Raw genomic sequence first — 20,790 nt, 5'->3', positions numbered from 1 at the left:
CTTGCTCATCCTTCACCACCTGAACGCCCCATTCTCGAGCATCGCGGATCCGCTGATCCCGAGCTGCGGCATTTGATCCCCGCTCGCTTTCCGTGCTTTTCCGTGCTTTCCGTGGTTCCATGGGTTTTGCGGCTTCGCCGAAGCCCCAACTGGTCCGATTCTGGCTTTTGGGCGTAGAATCGAAGTCATGAAACAGGGTGCTAGTCTCCAGCTCAAGCTGGGCCAGAAGCTCAAGCTGGCGCCGCAGTTGCGGCAAGCCATTGCCCTGCTGCAGCTCAACCGCGTGGAGTTGCGCCAGACCATCCGCGAGGCGCTCGACACCAACCCCATGCTCGAGCGCAGCGAAGAATCGCTTCCCGACGACGGCCAGGACACGGCCGGCGAGGAGTTCGACGGCGACCTGGAAGTCGATTACGGCGACGACTACGGATTCGACGACCTGCCGGAGGGCTACTCGGTCACGTCCGGCCCTGCGCCCAACTATGACGAGTTCATCAGCGACCGTGCCGACGAGTCCTTGCAGCAGCACTTGCTCTGGCAGGTCAACCTGGCCGGTTTCAGCAGAACCGACGAGGCAATTGCACGCGCTATCATTTACGCGCTTGACGAGGACGGCTACCTGCAGGATGACCTCACAACGCTGCGCGCATCCCTGGCGCCGGAGTACCTGGTCAGCACCGAGGAGGTGGCCGCGGTTCTGGAACGCGTGCAGCACTTCGAGCCGATCGGCGTTGCCAGTCGCAGCGTGGGCGAGAGCCTGCTGGTGCAACTCAAGGCGATGCCGTCGAGCACCCCCGCACTGGGTCTGGCCTGCCATCTGGTCGAGCGACACCTGGAGGATCTGGGCAAACAGGACATCCGGGCGATGATGCGCGCCACCGGCATGGACGAGCCCGAAATCCAGGCCGCCCTGGCCGTCATCCGACGCTGCAACCCGCATCCCTGCTCGCGTTTCGGCCGAGATGACGAGAACTACATCGTCCCCGATGTCTACATTCACCCTTCCGAAGACGGCTGGCGCGTGACGCTCAACCCCGACAACGACCCCGGCCTGCAGCTCAACGGCATGTACATGAAACTCGCCAAACAGGCCCGTGGCGAAGACAAGAAATACCTCAGCAACCGGCTACAGGAGGCGCGCTGGCTGATCAGCGGCCTGGAGATGCGCAACCAGACGCTGCAGGCGGTCACGCGGGCCATCGTGGAGCGCCAGCACGATTTCTTCAACGAGGGTGAAACCGGGCTCAAACCTCTGCTCCAACGCGAGGTGGCCGAGTCCATCGGCGTGCACGAATCGACCGTCTCGCGCGCGACCACCCAGAAATACGCCCACACCCCGCGCGGCGTTTTCGAACTCAAGTACTTCTTTTCGGTCGGAATCGATACGCAGGACGGTCAGCAGATCGCCGCCACGGCGGTCAAGGCTCGGGTGCGCCGGCTGATTACCGAGGAACCTCCCCGCCAGCCGCTGTCCGACCAGGCACTGGCCGACCGACTCGCCGAGGGCGGTATCCGGCTGGCGCGACGGACGGTGGCCAAGTACCGTGAGCAACTCGGCATCCCGGGTTCGGCACAGCGTCGACGGGCCGCTCGACTGCAAACGGGCTGAACGTCCGCACCGGACTGTATTAACATTGACTTGCGCAACTAGGAGCGACCTGATGCAACTCGAAGTCACTGGACAGAACATCGAAATCACCCAGGCCCTGAAAGCCTACATTGCCGAAAAGAGCGAGCGTCTTGAACGCCACTTCGACAATCTCATCTCGGGCCATATCGTGCTGCACCTCGAAAAGCTGGAGCACACCGTCGAGGGCACCATCACGGTTGGCGGTCGCACCAACCCGCTCCATGCCGAGGCCAAGTCCGAAGACATGTATGCCGCCATCGACGCGCTCATGGACAAACTCGACCGCCAGGTCCGGCGACACAAGGACAAAGTCACGTCTCATCGCAATTCGCGCCCGGCCGAGGCCGGCTGAGCCCGGTGGCTCGGTAAAGGGGTCCGATCTCATGCAGCTTGTTGACGTGCTCTCGACCGACCGCATCGCGGTCGATATCTCCGTTTCGAGCAAGAAGACCCTGCTGGAGAAGGCGGCCGAACTGCTGGCCGCCGCCCCTGGCAGCGCCGATGCCCGGGATATTTTCGACAGCCTTTGCCAGCGCGAGCGTCTTGGATCAACGGGCCTGGGCCACGGCGTGGCCATTCCGCACGGTCGCGTCGACAATCAGGAGAACGTCGCCGGCGCGATGATCCGTCTCAAGCGTCCGATCGACTTCGACGCCCCCGATCACGAAAAGGTCGATCTCTTTTTCGCCCTGGCAGTGCCGGGGCAATGTACCGATGCTCACCTGCGGCTGCTCGCCGAGATGGCTGAGCGCCTGGGTCGCGATTCCCAGCGCGACGCTTTGCGCTCCATCAATGATGCCGACGAGCTGCTGCGCTTGCTGTCGACCAATCCGGCCGACGCCCAGGCGCAATGACTCAGCGCGTCACGCCGGCCGAACTCTACGAGCAGTTTTCAGATCGCCTCGATCTGCGCTGGATCAGCGGCAAATCAGAGGCCGGCAAGCGCGAAATCGAGCCCACCGGCTTCCATTCGCGACCGTCCCTGGTCGGGTTCCTCACGCCAATCCACTCGACGCGTGTCCAGGTCATCGGTCGCGAAGAGTTCGATTGGCTCGAAGGCCTGGACTCCCGTACCCGCTGGGAAACGCTGGCGCGGATCATGGACGATCGCCCCGCCGCCATCATTGTTGCCAACGGCCTGGAAGTGGCCGACGACCTGGTCAAGCTCGCACGCGAGAACGAAACCCCGATCCTGGCTTCCAGCCAGAATGACTGGGAACTCGTCAATTTCCTCGAATACCAGATCTCACGGCGGCTTGCCGCCCGGGAGACCCTGCACGGCGTTTTCATGGAGATCTTCACCATCGGCGTGTTGATCACCGGCGAGTCGGGTACCGGCAAGAGCGAGCTGGCGCTGGAATTGCTCACCCGCGGCCACCGCCTGATCGCCGACGACGCGCCCGAATTCACGCAGCTCACACCCGATATCGTCGAGGGCTCCTGCCCGCCAGTACTCAAGGAGTGCCTGGAAGTGCGCGGCCTGGGCATCCTCAACATCCGCCGCATGTTCGGCGATGCCGCGATCAAGGCCAGCAAGTACCTGCGCCTGATCATCCACCTCAACATGCCGCGCCCCGAACACACCGGTGCCGACCGGCTGCGGGGCGACGAGGCACAGCGCCAGGTACTCGACCTGCAGATCCCCCAGATCAATCTGCCGGTACTGGCCGGCCGCAACATGGCGGTAATTGCCGAAGCCGCCGTGCGCGATTTCATGCTGCGCATGAAAGGCTTTGACGCGGCGGCGGAGTTCGTCGAGCGGCACGGAAGGCTTTTGACGGACAAGCAATGAAGACGGGTAAATCATGCAGTCTAGCCCGCTAATCATCATCTCCGGCCTGTCGGGCAGCGGCAAGACCGTGGCCCTGCACGCGCTCGAAGACCTCGGCTACTACTGCGTCGACAACCTGCCCGGCGGTCTGTTGCCCGATCTGGCCCGCGAGGTCCACAGCCAGCCGGAGCGCTACCCGCGGGTGGCCATCGGCATCGATGCCCGCTCGGGCCCCGAGGGCCTGGAGAAACTTCCCCAACTGCTCGATTCCCTGCCGGGCGACCGGCCCTTCCAGTTGCTCTACCTCGACACCGACGAAAAAGTCCTGGTGCGGCGCTTCAGCGAGACGCGCCGCCGGCATCCCTTGAGCGACCTCGGCGGCGTGGAGACGGCCATCGCGGCCGAGCGCAAGCTGCTCGCCCCCATCCGCGAGAAGGCCGACTGGATCATCGACACTTCCGAGAGCAACATCCACCAGCTCCGGCGACAGGTCTGGCGCGCCATCGGCATTACCGATAACGAATCGGTACAGTCCCTGGTACTCGAATCCTTTGCCTTCAAGAAAGGGGTACCGCGTGATGTCGACATGGTCTTCGACGCGCGTTGCCTGCCCAATCCACATTGGCAACCGGGCCTGCGGGCCCACACCGGCCTTGAAGCCCAGGTGCGCGAATATCTCGAATCGCATCCGATCGTCGATGAGTTCTGCGGCGACATTCTGACCTTCATCCGGCGCTGGCTACCCGCCCTGGCCGAAGACCAGCGCAGCCTTGTCACCGTGGCCATCGGTTGCACCGGCGGACAGCACCGCTCGGTCTACATTGTCGATCGCATCGCGCGGGAACTGCGCGAGGAAGGCATGCGCGTCCTGGTCAGCCACCGGGAGCTGGAACAGTGACCGGCATCATCCTGGTCACCCACGACGCGCTCGGCGAGGCCGTCCGGCGCGAGGCGGAGAACATTCTCGACCGTCCGCTGAAGGTCACTACGGTGGCGGTCAGCTATCGCGCCGAGGTCGAGAAAACGCTCGAGGCAGTTCGCCTTGCCCTCGCCGCCGGCGCGGATGCGCAGGGCGCCCTTGTGCTCACCGATCTGCCGGGGGCAACCCCGCACAATCTGGCCAGCCAGGCCGCCATTGAACGCCGCATTCCGGTCGTTTCCGGGCTCAACCTGCCGATGCTGCTGAAGGTGATCAATCACGCCGCCAAGCCACCGGCCGAGCTGGCTGAGCTGGCCGCCAGCGGCGGCAGCCAGGGGATCGTACGGGTATGAAAGACATCGAGCTCGAACTGGTCAACCGGCTGGGCCTGCACGCGCGGGCGGCCAGCAAGCTGGTCCAGACCGCCTCGAGCTTCGACAGCCAGGTATGGCTGAGCCACCGCGGCAAGCGCGTCAACGCCAAATCGATCATGGGTGTGCTGCTGCTGGCAGCGCCCTGCGGCAGCCGGCTCACGCTGGAAGTCGACGGATCCGATGAGGACGCCGCCGCCGAGGCCATCGCCGGCCTGGTTGCCGACCGTTTCGGAGAAGGCGAATGAGCCTGACCCTGACGGGCATCGGCGTGACCTCGGGCATCGCCCTGGGCAAGGTACACCGGCTCACGCCGGGCGAACTCGCCCTGCCCGAGTACCACCTGGAAGGCGATGCGGTCGACGCCGAGATCGAGCGTATCCACCGCGCCGTCAAGCGCGGCGACGCCTTCCTGTCGGGCGTGCTCGAGCGTGTGGGCGAATCGGGCGGCGAAACCGCGCGTGAGCTGCTCGAGGCCCACCGCCTGATCCTGAAGGATCCGATGCTGGTCGATACGGCCTGCGAGCGCATTCGCGACCAACACATCAATGCCGAGTGGGCCCTGGCGCAGCAAGGGGAACAACTCCAGGAGGAATTCCGCCGCCTCGACGACGAGTACCTGGCACTGCGACGCGAGGATCTCGAGCAGGTCGTCAGCCTGATCCAGCGCGAGCTGGCCGACCAGCCCTCGGCGCTGTTCAGCACCCAGGTGCCGCACCGGCTCGACGACACCATCCTGATCGCCGCCGAATTGACGCCGGCCGATCTGACCGTCCTGAGTCAGCGCCGGGTAGCCGGCCTGGTAACCGAACACGGCGGGCCATGGTCGCATACCGCCATCCTGGCACGCAGCCTGGAGATCCCGATGGTCGTGGGCGTCCACCATGCGCTGGAACTGCTGGCCGAGGGCGAACGGGTGGTCCTCGACGGGCACTACGGCGCCGTGCTGGTCAATCCCGACGAAAACCTCGAGCGCCATTACGCCGAAAAAAAGTCGACCAGCCAGCGTCACCGCAGCGAACTAAAACGTTACCTGTCGCGGCCCTCGCGCACCGCCGACGGCAAGAAGTTCCAGTTGCACGGCAACGCCGAACTGCCGATCGAGTTCGAGCGATGCATGGAAGCCGGCGTGGACGGCATCGGGCTGATGCGCACCGAGTACCTGTTCCTCGACGAGGACATTCCCGACGAGGAAGCCCAGTACCGCGCGTACTGCAACGCGATCCGGGCCATGGCCGGCAAGCCGGTCACCATCCGCACCCTGGACGCCGGGGGCGACAAACTGCCCGATTCCCTGGCCCTCACGCGCGGCCCCAACCCCGCGCTGGGCCTGCGCGGCCTGCGCCTTTCATTGTCGGTCTCCGACCTGTTCCGCGACCAGTTGCGCGCCATCCTGCGGGCATCCGTCGAAGGCCCGGTCCGCATCCTCCTCCCGATGCTGACCAACACCGAAGAAATCGTCCAGGCACGCCAGTTGATCGCACAGTGCCGGGAGACGCTACGCGGCGAGGGCCTGGCGATCGACCCCGAATTGCCCGTCGGCGGCATGATCGAAACACCGGCGGCGGCCCTCAACGTCGACGCCATGGCCACCGAACTGGACTTCCTGTCCATCGGTACAAATGACCTGATCCAGTACGTACTGGCCATCGACCGCCAGGACGAGTTGGTCAGCTACCTCTACGAGCCGGCCCATCCGGCCATCGTCGAGCTGCTCGGCCGCATCGTCGAGGTTGGAGAACGTCGGAACGTGGAAGTGATCGTCTGCGGAGAACTGGCCGGCGACGAACGCGCTGCCCGGCTCCTGCTCGGCCTGGGCGTAAAGCATTTCAGCATGCCGCCGGCGCACGTGGCCCCGGTCAAGAAAAGCCTGGTCGAGGCCAGCGCCGATCGCTGCCGCGACATCGTCGAGCGCTTTCGCGCCCGCGGTGACCAGCGCGGCGACAAATTGCTGGAACGACTACGACATAACGGCGGAGCACGCTGAGAGACGATATCCCGTATTCGACCACCCGCCATTGGTGGTCCCGGTCCGCATAGCTCACGTTATGTGCGACGAAAGACGAAGCACCAAATCCCAAGCACCAACTTCCAAACAAAATCGAAATTCCAATAACCGAATGGCCAAAACGCGGCTCAGCGGGATGCAGGTCGCATTGGAGTTTAGAAAATTGATTTAGTTGGCGACGTCATCCCTGACGTATTTAGGCTCGAGCTCCCAGGCATGCACCGGCTCGACCGTTTCGGCCAGTGCCAGCACACTGCGGGCATTCGGCCAGACCTCGGGCCGTTTCCCGGCTACCTTTCCTGCCATAACGCTTTCCAGTTCATCCGCATAGTTCGACAGACCCGACCCGGCCGCGAGCCACGGACCCTCGTGTGGCAACTCAAGTCGTCGCGGCGGCACCACGACTTCTCGAGTAACGGGAACATGCTGGCCCTCACGACTTTCGAAAAACCCGGCATAAACTTCGGACATGCGCGCATCCAGAACCGCCAGGACGTGGCCGGCCCGCGCTTCGGGATCGGCGGCATGCGCCAGTGCCGCCAGCGTCGAAACGGCATAAATCGGCAGCTCCTGGGCGAGCGCGATGCCCTGGACCACGCCCAGGCCGATGCGCAGGCTGGTAAAGCCGCCGGGACCGCGCGAGACGGCCAGCGCGTCCAGGTCGCCGAAGCCGATGCCGCGCTCATTCAGCAGCTCGCGGGCCCAGGGCAACAGAAGCTCGGCATGGCGTCGCGGCGCGAGGGCTTCGCGCACGCTGACAGCGCCGTCGACATCCAGGGCCACGGAGCAGAAATCGGTCGCCGTCTCGATGCCCAGCCGGATCATGCTGCAAGCCTTTCGCGCAGGAACTCAGCTGCTTCGGCCGCGCTGGCCGCACGGGTCATCGGCGGCAGGCTCTTGAGAAACAGCCGCCCGTAGGGCTTTTGCGTGATGCGCGGGTCACCGAGAACCAGAACGCCGAAGTCGTTCCACTGTCGGATCAGACGGCCGGCACCCTGCTTGAGTGCGAGTACCGCCTGCGGCAGCTGGACGGTGGTGAAGGGATTCTCACCCGCCTCGCGCACCGCCTTGAGCGTAGCCTCGAGCACCGGGTCGTCGGGTGCGGCGAAGGGCAGCTTGTCGATCACCACCACGCTCAGGGCCTGCCCGGGGACGTCCACGCCCTCCCAGAAACTGGCCGCCCCCAGCAGCAGGCTGTTGGGCGTGTTGCGGAAGCGCTCGAGCAGCACGTGGCGCGGGGCGTCTTCCTGGATCAGCAGGTTGAAGTCGGTGTGTGAGCGCAGCCATTGCGCGGCACGTTGCAGCGCGCGGTGGGCCGTGAACAGCAGAAAGCCCCTGCCGCCGGCGGCACGCAGTAGCGGAAGGGCCTGTTCGAGCAATTGCTCGGTATGCGACGGGTCGCGCGGCTCGGGCAGGTTCTCTGGAATCCACAGCCTCGTCTGGTTGGGATAATCGAAGGGACTCTCGACGACCAGCTGCTCGGCCGATTCCAGACCCAGCCGGCGCGTGAAATGTTCGAAGCGTCCGTTGACCGCCAGCGTAGCCGATGTCATGACCCAGCTCGCCGGTACGCGCTCACGCAGTTCGGTCAACGGCGCGGCCACATCCAGCGGCGTGAGATTGAGCTGGAAGCGCCCGTTGCGGCTGCTGAACCAGCGCACGTAACCGTCCTTGCCCTCCAGGAACGCATGCAGGCCGTCGTGCAGGGCCACCGCCCGCTCAGCGCAGTTGGCCAGGTCGCGCGTGCGCTCGGCCAGCGGATCGAGCGCACGAGCCAGGTCATTGAGTGAGCGGGCCAGGGCCTGGAACTCGTCCAGACAGCCGCGCAGAGCCGAGTATTCGCCGCGGCGCGGCAGATCCACGCAGGCGCTCACCGCCTGGTCGAGGGCGGCGCGCAGGTGGGTCGTGGGCGCCTGCAGCAGCTTCAGGCTGCCCGCCGCACCGGCGCTGGCCGCCAGGGTGTCACGGGTGAGTTCACGCACCTGCCAGGCGCTCAGGCCGCGCGAGAAAAAGCGCATGGCGGTTTCGGGCACCTGGTGGGCCTCGTCGATGACAACCGTCTCCGCGCCGGGCAGCACCTCGCCGAAGCCGGTCTGCTTGAGCGCCATGTCGGCGAAGAGCAGGTGATGATTGACCACCACGATATCGGCCTCCTGCGCCTGCCGCCGGGCATGAACCAGATGGCAATCGGACAGGAAGGGACAGTCGCTGCCCAGGCAATTGTCCTGGGTCGATGTGACCAGCGGCCACACGCGCGAGGAACCCGGAATGTCATCGATCTCGCTGATTTCGCCGCTGTTGGTATGCCGCGCCCAGCGCTGCACGGTCTGCAGCTCGCCCATCACGTCCTCGAACAGTTCGGGCTCCGAAATGTGACGCTCGAGCCGCTGCAGGCACAGGTAGTTGGCCCGACCCTTGAGCAGCGCCACCTTGCGCTCCACGCCAAGGGCCTTGAGCGCCAGCGGCAAGTCGCGGCGGAAGAGTTGGTCCTGCAGGTTGAGCGTACCGGTGGAAATGATGGTGCGCTCGCCCCTGAGCAGGACGGGCACCAGGTAGGCCAATGTCTTGCCGGTACCGGTCGCCGCTTCGGCAACCAGATCTTCCCCGGCTTCCAGGCAACGGTCGATGGTCTCGGCCAGCAGGAGTTGACCGCCGCGCGGACGGAAGGCCGGTAGCGCATCAGCCAGCGCGCCGTCGGGCCCGAACAGCGTGGCCAGCGACTCGCTCATTCGCCTATCGCCATGCGCATCGACCCGGTCAGTACCGCTCGGGTGGTTCGAGTGGACAAATCTCGACGCGCTCGCGCGCCTGTGAGGCCGCGATGACCTGACCGTCCCGCTCGCGCGCCAGGGCCATCGTCTTCCAGTTGCGCCGGCAGATCTCGCCCACCTGCGGTCCCAGCTCCCACGACCGCATGGCGTAACTCTCCGCCTGTTCCCAGCGACCGCGTGAGAGCTGCAGCTCGGCCATGCGCTGAAGCAGCTCGGGGTCGCGGCCCTCGATGCGAAGCGCCCGCTCGAGCAGGGCTTCGGCACGGTCGAAATTCCCGTCCGAACGGGCCGCCTCGGCCGCCCTCTCCAGTTCACGCACGGCGGGGTTGCGCAGCGGGTAGACCTGCAGACCTCGCGATTCGCCGCCTTCGGGGGCACGCACCTGTTCGGCAATTTCGGGGTCATCCAGGGTCGGCTGCCAGGGGGCACATGAAGCCAGCGTCAGCATCACCATCAGCGCGGCCGTTACGAATGCCGGAAATCGGGGGAAGAAGCGGATCGATTGCATGCCAGGACCATGAGCCAGTCAACTGGCTCAATGGTACAGGGATTCAACGTCTCCCGCGTCGCTGCAGGCAGTCCGACAGGGCCTCGGGCTGGCTACCGGCGATGAAGGGGATAGCCACCGCCCCTTCGCAATACTCGGCCGCCAGTCTCGGCTGCGGCCACTCGACCCAGAACCACTCGATGCTGTCAGGCCAGGCGGTTCGCACGGGTCGGGTGGGCAGTTGGTTGAACAGTCCAGCCCAGACCGGTAAAGCGGTACTGGCACCTCCGACGCCAGCAGGCTTGTTGTCGTCGCGACCGGCCCAGACCACGCCCAGCCAATCGTTCGTGTAACCCACGTACCAGGCATCGCGCTGGTCATTGGTAGTGCCGGTCTTGCCGCGCACGCCCGGGTCGTGGTTCAGCAGCCGCGACAGCGGACGTGCTGTGCCGTGCGTCACCACGCGCCTGAGGGCGAAGTCCAGCAGTGCCAGCGCCTCGCGCTGCGGCAGCGACTTGAGCCGGAGCGGGTAGCGGGCGACGGTCTCGCCGTCCGGATCCACCACCTCGCGGATGGAACGAACCGCTGCGCTGTAGCCCCCGGCGGCAATCGGCTGGTAGAGCTGGGCGACCTGCAGCGGGGTGAGATCGACCGCCCCCAGAAAAGCCGCCGGATGCGCCTCGCGCCCAGGCGCCACACCGAGCTGACGCATCAGGCCGAACAGGGCGTCGACGCCGACGGCCTGCCCGGTGCGCACGCTGGCCTGGTTGTATGACTGTGCCAGGGCTTCAAGCAGCGGGACGGTACCGTGGCTGACCCGATCGTGATTGACCGGCTGCCAGGGCCCGGATCCCGGGATGTCGACGGTTAGCGGCTCGTCATCGACCGGCGTGACCAGTGTGAAGGATTCCGGTTGATTCAGCGCCAGCAGGTAAACCAGGGGCTTGATCACCGAACCGACCTGGCGGCGTGCATCGAGCGCACGGTTGAAGCCCTGGCGGCCCGGCACACGATCGCCCACCAGCGCCCTGACCTCACCGCTGTCTGGCTCGAGCAGAACAATCGCGCCCTGCAATGAGTCGGATTCACGCTCGACCCGGGCGAGCCCCTGGACCAGCGCGGCTTCAGCGCGCTTCTGGGCAGACGGCGACAGCGTCGTGAAAATCCGCAGCCCCTTACCGCGCAGGTCGCGCTCTCGGTAGTCGGCTCGTAGTTGGCGGCCAACCAGATCCATGAAGGCACCGTACTGGCTTGCTCCCGAGCTCAGAGAAGGACGCAGCCCCAGACCGCCACTGCGCTGGCGCTCCAGTGTCGCCTCGTCGATCAGCCCGGTCTCGTGGAACATGCCGAGTACGAGGTCGCGACGCGCACGTGCCCGCTCCGGATTGCGCAATGGGTGATACCAGGAAGCACCGCGCGCCATTCCCACCAGCAGTGCAAGTTGACCGGCGTCCAGCGCCGCGAGCGGCTGGCCGAAGTAGTACTCGGCCGCGCGCCCGAAACCGTGAATCGCACGGCGTCCGTCCTGGCCCATATAGACCTCGTTGAGCCAGGCCTCGAGAATTTCGGCCTTGGAAAAGCGCAGCTCCAGGCTCACGGCCATGATCGCTTCATTAAACTTGCGAAGCAGACTGCGCTCGGGTGAAAGAAACAGGTTCTTGACCAGTTGCTGGGTAATGGTGCTGCCGCCCTGCACCACCCGGCCGGCCCGAAAATTGGCCCACATGGCCCGCACCAGGCCGCGCAGGTCGATGCCGAAATGATGCTTGAAGCGGCGATCCTCGACCGCCTGGGCACCCGCAACCAGCTGGGGCGGGAACTCGGCCAGCTCCAATGGCGTGCGTACACGGTCGTCCAGCGGCAGGATGCGGCCCAGCTCGGATGGTGGTAGACGCAGGATCGGCGTTTCTTCGGGGAGGTGGATGCGATCGTCTCGAACCCTCAGGGAAACGCGCTGCGCCGGCTGGGGGTCATTCGGAAAGTCGAATGCCGGCAGGTGCAACTCGATGCGTTCGCCGTCAAGACGAAAACGCCCCGGCCTTTGGGGTGAACCAGCGCGCAGACCGGCTGCTTCCAGTTCGATCAGCAAATCCCGGCGCGAAAAGGCCAGACCGTCGTGCAACTCCAGCGGGCGGGCGTAGACATGGCTAGCCTCGGCAAGGTGCCGGTCGGCGAAGCGCAACGACACTTCCCGGTCGAGCCACCAGATCCATGGACCCAGAAGGCCGACAGCCAGCCCCAGCGCGAACCACAGCGGACGGACAATCCAGCGCGGCCAGCGCCCGGTGGCCGGCGGCTTCCTCGAACCTGGACGATTCTTGCGGCGGCGCTGCGGCTTGCTGGCCATACCCGAGATGACAGAAGACGGTGGTTGAAGGATAATTGCCCGTTTGCGGAGACGGGCTCGACCGGCCGAACCGGTTGCGGCAGTATACCGTCCACCTTTCGACTTGAAGCAACGTTCTCATGCCACACCAGTCCGGTGACTGATACCGACACCACAAGCAAAGCCTCCGGGTTGGTCATCATCCTGACCGAGCCGGGCGTCACGGTCGAGCCCGATTGGATCGCGGCCCTGCGACGGCAGCTGCCCGGCGAGATCGTGTCCAGCGAGGGTGGCCCCGCGCCATCCAGCCTGGAGGTTCTGCCCGGCACCCGGGGCCCATGGTGGACCTGGTTAGGCGCTATCGATCGACGCCGCACCAGTGACGACGTCGTGCTACTGGCGCCGGGCCTGGCGCTGCCCGAGCGATTCGGCGGCCGCCTCGAACATGTGCTGCATGCCCCGGATTGCCCGCCGCTGCTGACCCTGCCAGGCAACCATCAGCCCGGCCTGGATCCGGCTGCAGGCCTCATGGACCCCGAAGCCGGAAGAATCGATACCGTTGTCCAGGCCGCGTCGGGCCTGCACTGGTCACCCGTGCGTCTGCAACCCGAGCGCCTGGCCATCATCCCGGCCGGCCACGTCGAAGACGCCGTCTGCCAGGCCGAACGAGGCCATTGCTGGATTTACGACGGTCTCTGGATCCGCGACCCGCGTGCCAATGGCGATCATCGACCGGACATGCCCGATCAGTGCGCGGCGCTCGGCCACCTGCGCGGCGCAGTCGAGCGACTGGCAGGGGAAGGCAGTGCCACTCCCATTCCGTTGTTCGGCTTCGACGAGCGACCGGTGATACTGCATATCAGCCACGACTGGGGCGGCGGCGTGGCGCGCTGGATCGATGATCTGGTCGCCGCCGACACAGCGAACAACCATCTGGTGCTTTCGGCTGGCGGCCGAACCGACGGCATGGTCCACGGACAGTGGCTCAAGCTTTACGCCGCCGGGCCCGGACGCGGTTGTATTCACCAGTGGACACTGGCGCCGGCAATCGCCGGCACGGACAGCGAACACGCGCGCTATCGAGAGATACTCAACGCAGTAGTCCGGCGCTACGGTGTGGCAAGGGTCATCGTCTCTTCACTGATCGGGCACAGCCTGGATTCGCTGGCCACCGGCCTGCCGACGGTCGAAATGCTGCACGATTACTACCCGGCCTGGCCCGTACTCGACCAGGATCCGCTCTCGTGGGTCGGTGAGGACGGCCGGATTGAACTGGATCGCGCCATCAACGATTCCGGCGACCGTTTCCTGTTTGCCGAAGATCGCGCGGAACGCTGGCAAATGCTGGCCGACGACTGGCTCGAAACCGTCCGAGAACACGATGTTGTCCTCACCGCACCGGCCGAGCACGTACTCGAGCGCTGGCGGCGCCTGGTCGATGACCCCCTGGAGCGGGCCAAGGTCATTCCCCACGGCTTTACCGGCTGGCCGGCCGACGCGCCAGCGGTGGCGCCGCAGGCTCTGCCCGATGGCCGGCTCAACCTGGTTGTCGTGGGGCGGCTGTCGCCGGGCAAGGGACTGGGCCTGCTCGAGGCGGCGCTGAATGACCTTCGACAGCACGCGCGAGTCACCCTCCTGGGCTGCGGCCAGCACGGCCTGCGCTTTTTCGGCCAGCCCGATGTCGACATCGTACTCGACTATCGTCACGACGAATTACCCAGCCATCTTGCTCGGATCGGCGCGCAGGCCGCACTGTTCCTGTCCACAGTGGCCGAGACCTGGAACTACACGCTGACCGAGACCAGGGCGCTCGGTCTCGTACCGCTGGCCACTCGCACGGGCAGCTTCGTCGAACGCATCCGCCACGAAACCGACGGGATGCTTTTCGATCCTGACCCTCAGGACCTCGTCGGCATCATCAAGCTGCTGCGTGAGCAACCCGAGCAGCTCGAAGCCCTGAGGGCCGCCCTTCCCGCCGAAGGGGCGATCAGCGAGACGCTTTCGTCACTCGATAGCATCGTGGACCTGCAAACGACCGTGCCTGCGGCAGCGGGCCCGTCCACCAACGACATGCTCCGGCATGCCGGCACGACCGCCGAACTGGTCGATGCGCGGCAACAGCGCACAGCGTTGCGAAATGATGTCGAAGCGTTGCGCATCGACCTGGAAGCACGAAGCGACTGGGCACGGAAGCAGGAGCGCCTGGCCCGGGAACGCACGCAATGGGCAAAGCGGCTCGAAGGCGAAGTCTTCGAGCACAAGGAGCACCTGTCCGAGGCACAGCAACGCCTTGCAGATAGACAAGAACGGTTGGAAACCACAGAAAAGCAGCTGCAATCCACAGAAAGAGAGCTTCAGCTGGCACGCAACGATGCCGAAGCGCAGCTCGCCCGGGCGGAGCACCTCGACCGGGAGCTACAGACCGTATTCGCAAGCCGGTCCTGGCGGATGACCCGCCCGATTCGGGTCGCCAACCGGATCGCCGCCAATGCTGTACTCCGACGCGTCTACAATCCGCTGCGCTGGCCCCGCCTGCTGAAACGACTTTTCCACAACCTGCGTTTCCAGGGCGCGAAGGGCACGCTGGAACTGATGCAGCAGCAGGCCGGCCCGCAGGGTGACATGCCCTTCATGCCGCAAACGGTGGAGGTGCCCGGCGAAGAGCTGCATCCGGTGTCATTCGATCAGGCCGACGAGCCGATCGTCAGCATCGTGGTGCCGGTGTTCAACAAGGTGCACTACACCTCGGCCTGTATGAACTCCGTTGCCGATCACGCCGGTGCAGCAGCATTCGAACTGATCGTGGTCGACGACTGCTCCGAGGATGGCACAGGCGAATACCTGGCACAGTGTCGGGGCGTGAAGGTGGTCACCAACGCCGAGAACAGCGGTTTCATCGCAAGCTGCAATGCCGGCGCCGAAGTGGCACGCGGGCATTACCTGGTATTTCTCAACAACGACACCACCGTAACCGCTGGCTGGCTCGAAGCCCTGGTGAAAACCTTCAAGACTTTCCCCAACACCGGAATTGTCGGTGCCCGGCTTGTCTACCCGGACGGACGATTGCAGGAAGCCGGCGGCATCGTGTTCAAGGACGGATCCGGCTGGAACTACGGACGCGGCGACCTGCCCGACCGTCCCGAATACAGTTTCGCCAGCGAAGCCGACTACGTCTCGGGCGCCTGTCTGGCCATCGAAAGGAACGTCTTCGATCAGCTCGGCGGCTTCGACAAGCACTATGCACCGGCCTACTACGAGGACACCGACTTGTGTTTCCGCGTACGCGAATCCGGTTTGCGGGTTATCTACCAACCCGCCTGCACCATCGTGCACCACGAGGGGGTCAGTTCAGGCAAGGATGAATCATCCGGCACCAAGCGCTACCAGGCCGTCAATCGAAAGAAGTTTCTCAAGCGCTGGCAGAAGCAACTGCGTCTTCAGCCCGAACCGGTGTCCGGCCCGGAAGCCACGGAAGCCGTGTACCGCGCCCGCCATCACCGCAGCCGCGGCCATGTGCTCGTCGTCGACGCAATCACCCCGGAGCCCGACAAGGATTCCGGGTCGATGCGCATGATGGCCATGCTCACCATCCTGCGCGACCTGGGATACCGCGTCAGTTTCATTCCGGAGAACCTGGCCTGGGTCGCGCGCTATACGCCCGATATGCAGGCGCAAGGTATCGAGGTGCCGCACCATCCGTGGATCAGCGACATCGAGGACTGGCTGGGCGAACACGGACAACGCATCGACCATGTGCTCGTCAGCCGTCATTATGTGCTTGAACCCTTGCTGGCCATCATTCGAAAGCATTGCCGCACGGCCGACGTGATATTCGACACCGTGGACCTGCACTTCCTGCGCGAACAACGCATGGCCGAATTCTCCGGCGATGAGAAAGCCTTGCGCCGGGCCCGCAAGACGCGTGACGCCGAGTTGTCGCTCATTCGCCGCTCGGACGCAACGTTGGTCGTCAGTCCGGTCGAAAAGGAATTGCTGGAGGAACTGGTTTCCGACGCTCGTATTCGTGTGCTCTCGAATATCCACCGCATCCACGGTCGTCGTCGCGACTGGGGGGAGCGTCGCGACCTGTTGTTCGTCGGCGGCTTCCAGCATCCGCCCAACCTGGATGCGGTCGAGTGGCTGATCGATGAGATCGTGCCGCTGGTGAGGACGGAAATTCCCGATGCGCGCCTGCACATCATCGGCAGCCGCATGCCTGATGCACTGCGCGAACGACGCAGCGAGGGGGTTGTCATCCATGGCTTCGTAGCCGATCTCACGCCCTACCTGGAAGGCTGTCGGCTTTCAGTCGCCCCACTGCGCTACGGCGCCGGCGTGAAAGGCAAGGTCAACCAGGCGATGGCCTGGGGCCTGCCGGTCGTGGCCACCGGCTGCGCGGCCGAAGGCATGTATCTCCAGGACGGTGAGGACGTACTCGTCGCGGACACGACCGAAAGCTTTGCCCGGGCCGTCGTACGCGCCTACAGCGACGAAGCGCTTTGGACGAAGCTATCCGACGGCGGCCTGGCCAACGTCGAGGAACACTTCAGCTTTGATGCGGCCCGGCGCGCCATCTGTGAGCTGATGGGATCCAATAAACCAGAAAACCTTGGAAACGCAAAGACGCAAAGACGCGAAGAATGAAGGAAGTTAAGAAACACGGAAGACATCGAATACACGCAAACAGAATAGGTTTCTTCAGTATTGGTTCCAACCCAATGAACAGTGCTTAATCCTCAGAAGTCTTCTCAACCAATCAGACAATTTCTAATCTTTGATGTCTTTCCTGGTTTTATGATTTTTCTTTGCGTCTTCGCGTCTTCGCGTTTATAAGATTTTCCTGCCGGCTAACGTAACCGCCTTGCGTCGGTGACGCTGGGAATGGTCTGCAGGCGGTTGAGCAGCGTGGCGAGTTGGTCGAAGCCTTCCACCTGGACCGTTAACTCGATCTCGACCTCATCGCCGCTATCGGCATGCCGTGCGTTCATCCCGGTCACGTTGACCTTCTCTGACGCCAGCAAGGTGCCGATGTCCTTGATGAGCTCGCGCCGGTCCCAGGCGTGGATCACGATTCGGGATGCATAGCGGCTGCGCGGCCCGCTGGCCCACTGCACGTCGAGTACCCGCTCGGGCTGGCTTCCCTGAAGGTTGATGAATTGCCGGCAGTCCCGACGATGGATGCTCACCCCCCGTCCCCGAGTGATGTAGCCGGCGATGGAGTCACCCGGAACGGGCTGGCAGCATCGCGCCATATGATGCATCAGGCTGCCCACGCCTTCGATGCGCACGTCGTCGCCGCCGTCGCGTTCCGCGGGTCGGCGCTGCAGCGAAATTCCCTCGCTTTCCTTTTGCTCGCGCGCATGCAGGCGTTCGACCGCCTGGGCGACCTGGGTGGCCGTCACGTCGCCGGCACCGACGCTGACATAGAGGTCCTCGACGCGCGTGGCGTTGAACTTCTCCATCACCTTCCGGATTTCCTCCAGGTCGAGATCAAGCCGGCGAAACTCGGCTTCGATCGCCTGCCTTCCGGCAGCAAGGTTCTCGTCCTGGTTGGCCTGGCGGAACCATTGCCGCACCTTGGCCCGTGCCCGCGCCGTACCGATGTAGCCCAGGCGCGGAACCAGCCAGTCACGCGAAGGCCGCGGCTCCCGGGTGGTGAGGATCTCGACACGATCGCCGTTGCGAAGCTGGTAGGTCAACGGCACGATGCGGCCGTTGACCCGGGCACCCCGACAGCGGTGCCCGACCTCGGTGTGAATCAGGTAGGCGAAATCCAGCGGCGTCGCCCCAGCAGCCAGGTCGCGTACCTCGCCCTTGGGGGTCAGCACATAGACACGATCCTCGGTGGTGAGGTTGCTGAAGCTCTCCAGCAGGGCTTCGTCGTCGCCTTCTTCTTGTGCTTCGAGTAATTGGCGCATCGCGCCGATTCGCTTTTCCAGCGCATCGTCGCGTGGACCGCCTTCCTTGTAGCGCCAGTGCGCCGCCACGCCCAGCTCGGCGTGACGGTGCATCTCGTGCGTGCGGATCTGCACTTCCACAACCCGGCCACTGTCGGTGCGCACGGCTGTGTGCAGCGACTGGTAGAGATTGGACTTGGGGTTGGTGATGTAGTCGTCGAACTCGCCCGGCACCGGCTGCCACTGCGTGTGAACCAGACCGAGCACCGTGTAGCACTGCTCCACCGTGTCGACCAGCACCCGCACGGCACGCACGTCGAAAAGCTCATGAAAGTCCAGCCCCTTGCGCTGCATCTTGCGCCAGATCGAGTAGATGTGCTTGGCCCGGCCGCTGACATCGCCCGCGATTTCGGACTCGCCGAGTAGCTCCCGCAGGCGGGCCATGAACCGCTCGATAAAGGCCTGCCGGTCGGAACGCTTCTCGGCCACCAGCCGGCTGATGCGCCGATAGGTATCGGGTTCGAGATAGCGAAAAGAAAGATCCTCGAGTTCCCACTTGAACTGCCAGATCCCCAGGCGATTGGCCAGCGGTGCGTGGATCAGCTGCGTCTCGCGCGCCACTTCGCGCCGGGTGGCCTCGTCAGCGTCGCGTGCCGCGTGCAGGCGTGCGATCTGCCAGGCGAGCGCGATCAGCACCACGCGAACGTCGGCCACCAGCGCCATCAGCAACTGCCTCAGACCCTCGGCCCGGGCCTGGTCGTCCGGCAGGTAGGTCCGCCCGAAGAAGGTCAGGGTCCTGAGCTGCTCCAAGAGACCGGCCACTTCTTCCGAGCACTCAGCAGGAAACTCCGGATCGGACTGCTGCGACTCCAGGGCCTGCGGCAGGAGGATGGTAGCTTCTACGACGGCTCGCTCGGGCCGTATGCGGGAAAGGGCGGAAAGCGCGTGCCAGATGCTGGATAGCGTCTGTTCCGAGTTTGTGCTGGGGGATTCGGCGAGCTCGTGGAGCAATAGCTGCAATTGGTCTACGGATTTTCCCGTTCTCTGCGCGTAGTTCTCGATCCAGCGCAAAATGAGTTGCATGAAACGAGCCTTACCCGCTTCAAGTCCCTCTGTCGAATCCGTCATTCTGCACTCGATCGGCCAGACAGCCGGGCTCCAGCCGAAGCGGAGTGGGAGTAGGTGCGGGGAACACCACGGCCTTCATCCCGGGATTTCGCAAATGCCCAAAGACATCTATGCCAGATTTGAAAAGCCTGCTGGGTTGTTGTCAGTCGACTACAAAAGTCTGACTATCCACGTCTGCGAGGCCATCGACATCAGCTCTCAGAAAGTACTCCCCCGCTGTCTCGATCACGATATTGTCAAGAGTGTACAAACCATTCTCGGGGGTTACGCCATTCCTGATTCGGCTCGCACTGCTTTCGTCACTGGTCCACAGGTAAAGATCAAGTGGCGTAGTGCTATCAACATTCAGTCGTGCGCCGCTGTCGTCCAGCAATTCGATGGTCACCGCAGGATTGATCGGCTCGTTCAACACAGCGTCTGTTGGCTGCTCAACGAACGCCATGCTGGCCGGTTCCTCGAGAATGGACAGGCTGGCTTTCGCGGCTGCGTTCTTAGCGTTACTACCTGGCCCATTAACGGCACCGGCAAAAAAGTTTATGGAGCCCTCAGACCCCATCATTACCTGCCGAGTAATGGTAAAGGTCAGTGAGGAGGTTCCGGCAGGCAATTCAAGAGACCCAGGCTCAAATCGCAGATATCCAAATCCTTCGGTAGTACCAGGGATTTCCGGATTTTCTACTGCCGTACCGGGACAAACAGCATTACCAGAAGGCACGCATTGCCAAACCCCCTCACTCAAAGCTGCTGTAAAGTGAGATTCCGGCAGATCATTAACGTCCCGATATTCCGGAAAGACTTCCTGGAAAGCTAATTCGTCGGCAGCAGCATTGCCGGTGTTTTTGATCACCAATTTGTAATCAATGACATCGCCCGGGGAAATCGCTACATCGCCGAAACCGATTGATTCGCGCGAATTGATTTGCAAGCTGGAATACTGAACATCCAGTTCCGCAAACGCCGCGAACTTGTCACTAAACAACGAGCCTTCGTCCACAGTTTCAGTGGCCTGATTGTCGGCCAGTTCACCGAACAGGCCGAAATTGGGATTCTGCTCGGTATTATTCTGGAAGAAGCACTGCACCGAATTCGACGGCGAAAATGAAATGGTGTCAGCCAATTTGTAGCTGAGTTCGGAAGCCAGGCCCACCGCATCCATCACCACGTGCCCGTTAGCATCCGTAGCATTAAGGGTTACAGCAGCGCTGCCCGGATCGGAGAAATCGAAGCAGAAGAAAGGGTCTTCCAGGCTGCCGGTCGCACCGACCTTGAAATCGATGCGATTGTTGGACAAGTCATAGTCAAGAATGCTGCCTGCCCCAGTATCAAGGATAGGGAAGCCATCCGAACCGGCGACTTTGAACGAGATGCCGCTGGACTCGATCGTCTGGGCGGAGGCCATTGCAAAAAAGCCCGAGAGAACTAGGGCCGATACAAATTTGAACTTCACTGGTCTCACTATCGGAATTCTCCTGGCTGGTCTGT

At 63.8% G+C, this 20,790-nt stretch carries 15 protein-coding genes; 9 read left to right on the top strand and 6 right to left on the bottom strand.

Annotated elements, in window-relative coordinates; genetic code table 11:
* Positions 1-187 precede the first annotated feature (187 nt).
* Genes ACDC66_RS12670 through ptsP form a run of 8 tightly spaced genes read left to right on the top strand, consistent with a single transcriptional unit; the run spans position 188 to position 6,678 of the window.
* Entirely contained in the window at positions 188-1,609 is a 1,422-nt protein-coding gene (locus tag ACDC66_RS12670; protein ID WP_376697099.1) for an RNA polymerase factor sigma-54, read from the top strand.
* A 52-nt stretch (positions 1,610-1,661) separates the two neighbouring features.
* A complete protein-coding gene (hpf, locus tag ACDC66_RS12665) occupies positions 1,662-1,982 on the top strand; it encodes a ribosome hibernation-promoting factor, HPF/YfiA family (RefSeq protein WP_376697098.1) in 321 nt (106 codons plus the stop codon).
* Positions 1,983-2,013: 31 nt separating this feature from the next.
* The gene (locus ACDC66_RS12660) at positions 2,014-2,484 is read left to right on the top strand and encodes a PTS sugar transporter subunit IIA (RefSeq protein WP_376697097.1); all 471 of its coding nucleotides are present in this window, start codon (positions 2,014-2,016) and stop codon (positions 2,482-2,484) included.
* Positions 2,481-3,422, top strand: a complete 942-nt coding sequence (hprK, locus tag ACDC66_RS12655; RefSeq protein ID WP_376697096.1) for an HPr(Ser) kinase/phosphatase — start codon at positions 2,481-2,483, stop codon at positions 3,420-3,422. Before ACDC66_RS12660 ends, hprK begins: the two co-directional genes overlap by 4 nt.
* Before the next feature lie 13 nt (positions 3,423-3,435).
* Positions 3,436-4,299: an RNase adapter RapZ gene (rapZ, locus tag ACDC66_RS12650; RefSeq protein WP_376697095.1), complete on the top strand. Its 864-nt coding sequence runs from the start codon at positions 3,436-3,438 to the stop codon at positions 4,297-4,299.
* Entirely contained in the window at positions 4,296-4,673 is a 378-nt protein-coding gene (locus tag ACDC66_RS12645) for a PTS sugar transporter subunit IIA (RefSeq protein ID WP_376697094.1), read from the top strand. The genes rapZ and ACDC66_RS12645 overlap by 4 nt, the downstream gene beginning before the upstream one ends.
* On the top strand, positions 4,670-4,939 hold the full coding sequence (locus ACDC66_RS12640) for an HPr family phosphocarrier protein (protein ID WP_376697093.1): 270 nt from the start codon (positions 4,670-4,672) through the stop codon (positions 4,937-4,939). Before ACDC66_RS12645 ends, ACDC66_RS12640 begins: the two co-directional genes overlap by 4 nt.
* Positions 4,936-6,678, top strand: coding sequence for a phosphoenolpyruvate--protein phosphotransferase (gene ptsP / locus ACDC66_RS12635; protein ID WP_376697092.1), 1,743 nt, complete (start codon positions 4,936-4,938; stop codon positions 6,676-6,678). The genes ACDC66_RS12640 and ptsP overlap by 4 nt, the downstream gene beginning before the upstream one ends.
* A 189-nt stretch (positions 6,679-6,867) precedes the next feature.
* Here the strand turns inward: ptsP and tsaB are convergent, their stop codons facing one another.
* Genes tsaB through ACDC66_RS12615 form a run of 4 tightly spaced genes read right to left on the bottom strand, consistent with a single transcriptional unit; the run spans position 6,868 to position 12,304 of the window.
* On the bottom strand, positions 6,868-7,524 hold the full coding sequence (gene tsaB, locus ACDC66_RS12630) for a tRNA (adenosine(37)-N6)-threonylcarbamoyltransferase complex dimerization subunit type 1 TsaB (RefSeq protein WP_376697091.1): 657 nt from the start codon (positions 7,522-7,524) through the stop codon (positions 6,868-6,870).
* The gene (locus tag ACDC66_RS12625; RefSeq protein WP_376697090.1) at positions 7,521-9,428 is read right to left on the bottom strand and encodes an ATP-dependent DNA helicase; all 1,908 of its coding nucleotides are present in this window, start codon (positions 9,426-9,428) and stop codon (positions 7,521-7,523) included. The genes tsaB and ACDC66_RS12625 overlap by 4 nt, the downstream gene beginning before the upstream one ends.
* A 28-nt stretch (positions 9,429-9,456) precedes the next feature.
* Positions 9,457-9,978: a tetratricopeptide repeat protein gene (locus tag ACDC66_RS12620; RefSeq protein ID WP_376697089.1), complete on the bottom strand. Its 522-nt coding sequence runs from the start codon at positions 9,976-9,978 to the stop codon at positions 9,457-9,459.
* A 43-nt stretch (positions 9,979-10,021) separates the two neighbouring features.
* Entirely contained in the window at positions 10,022-12,304 is a 2,283-nt protein-coding gene (locus ACDC66_RS12615; protein ID WP_376697088.1) for a transglycosylase domain-containing protein, read from the bottom strand.
* Between the two features lie 135 nt (positions 12,305-12,439).
* Between ACDC66_RS12615 and ACDC66_RS12610 the strand changes: the two genes are divergently transcribed.
* Positions 12,440-16,927, top strand: coding sequence for a glycosyltransferase (locus tag ACDC66_RS12610; RefSeq protein ID WP_376697087.1), 4,488 nt, complete (start codon positions 12,440-12,442; stop codon positions 16,925-16,927).
* 203 nt (positions 16,928-17,130) lie between these two features.
* On the opposite strand, the gene ACDC66_RS12605 is transcribed toward ACDC66_RS12610, so the two are convergent.
* Both ACDC66_RS12605 and ACDC66_RS12600 read right to left on the bottom strand, forming a co-directional pair.
* Positions 17,131-19,263, bottom strand: a complete 2,133-nt coding sequence (locus ACDC66_RS12605; RefSeq protein WP_376697086.1) for a RelA/SpoT family protein — start codon at positions 19,261-19,263, stop codon at positions 17,131-17,133.
* A 187-nt stretch (positions 19,264-19,450) separates the two neighbouring features.
* A complete protein-coding gene (locus ACDC66_RS12600; RefSeq protein ID WP_376697085.1) occupies positions 19,451-20,755 on the bottom strand; it encodes a hypothetical protein in 1,305 nt (434 codons plus the stop codon).
* Positions 20,756-20,790 lie beyond the last annotated feature (35 nt).

This window comes from Wenzhouxiangella psychrophila, assembly GCF_042310375.1.
In the GTDB taxonomy this organism is placed as follows: domain Bacteria; phylum Pseudomonadota; class Gammaproteobacteria; order Xanthomonadales; family Wenzhouxiangellaceae; genus Wenzhouxiangella.
This window is presented reverse-complemented; position numbering and strand designations above follow the sequence as displayed.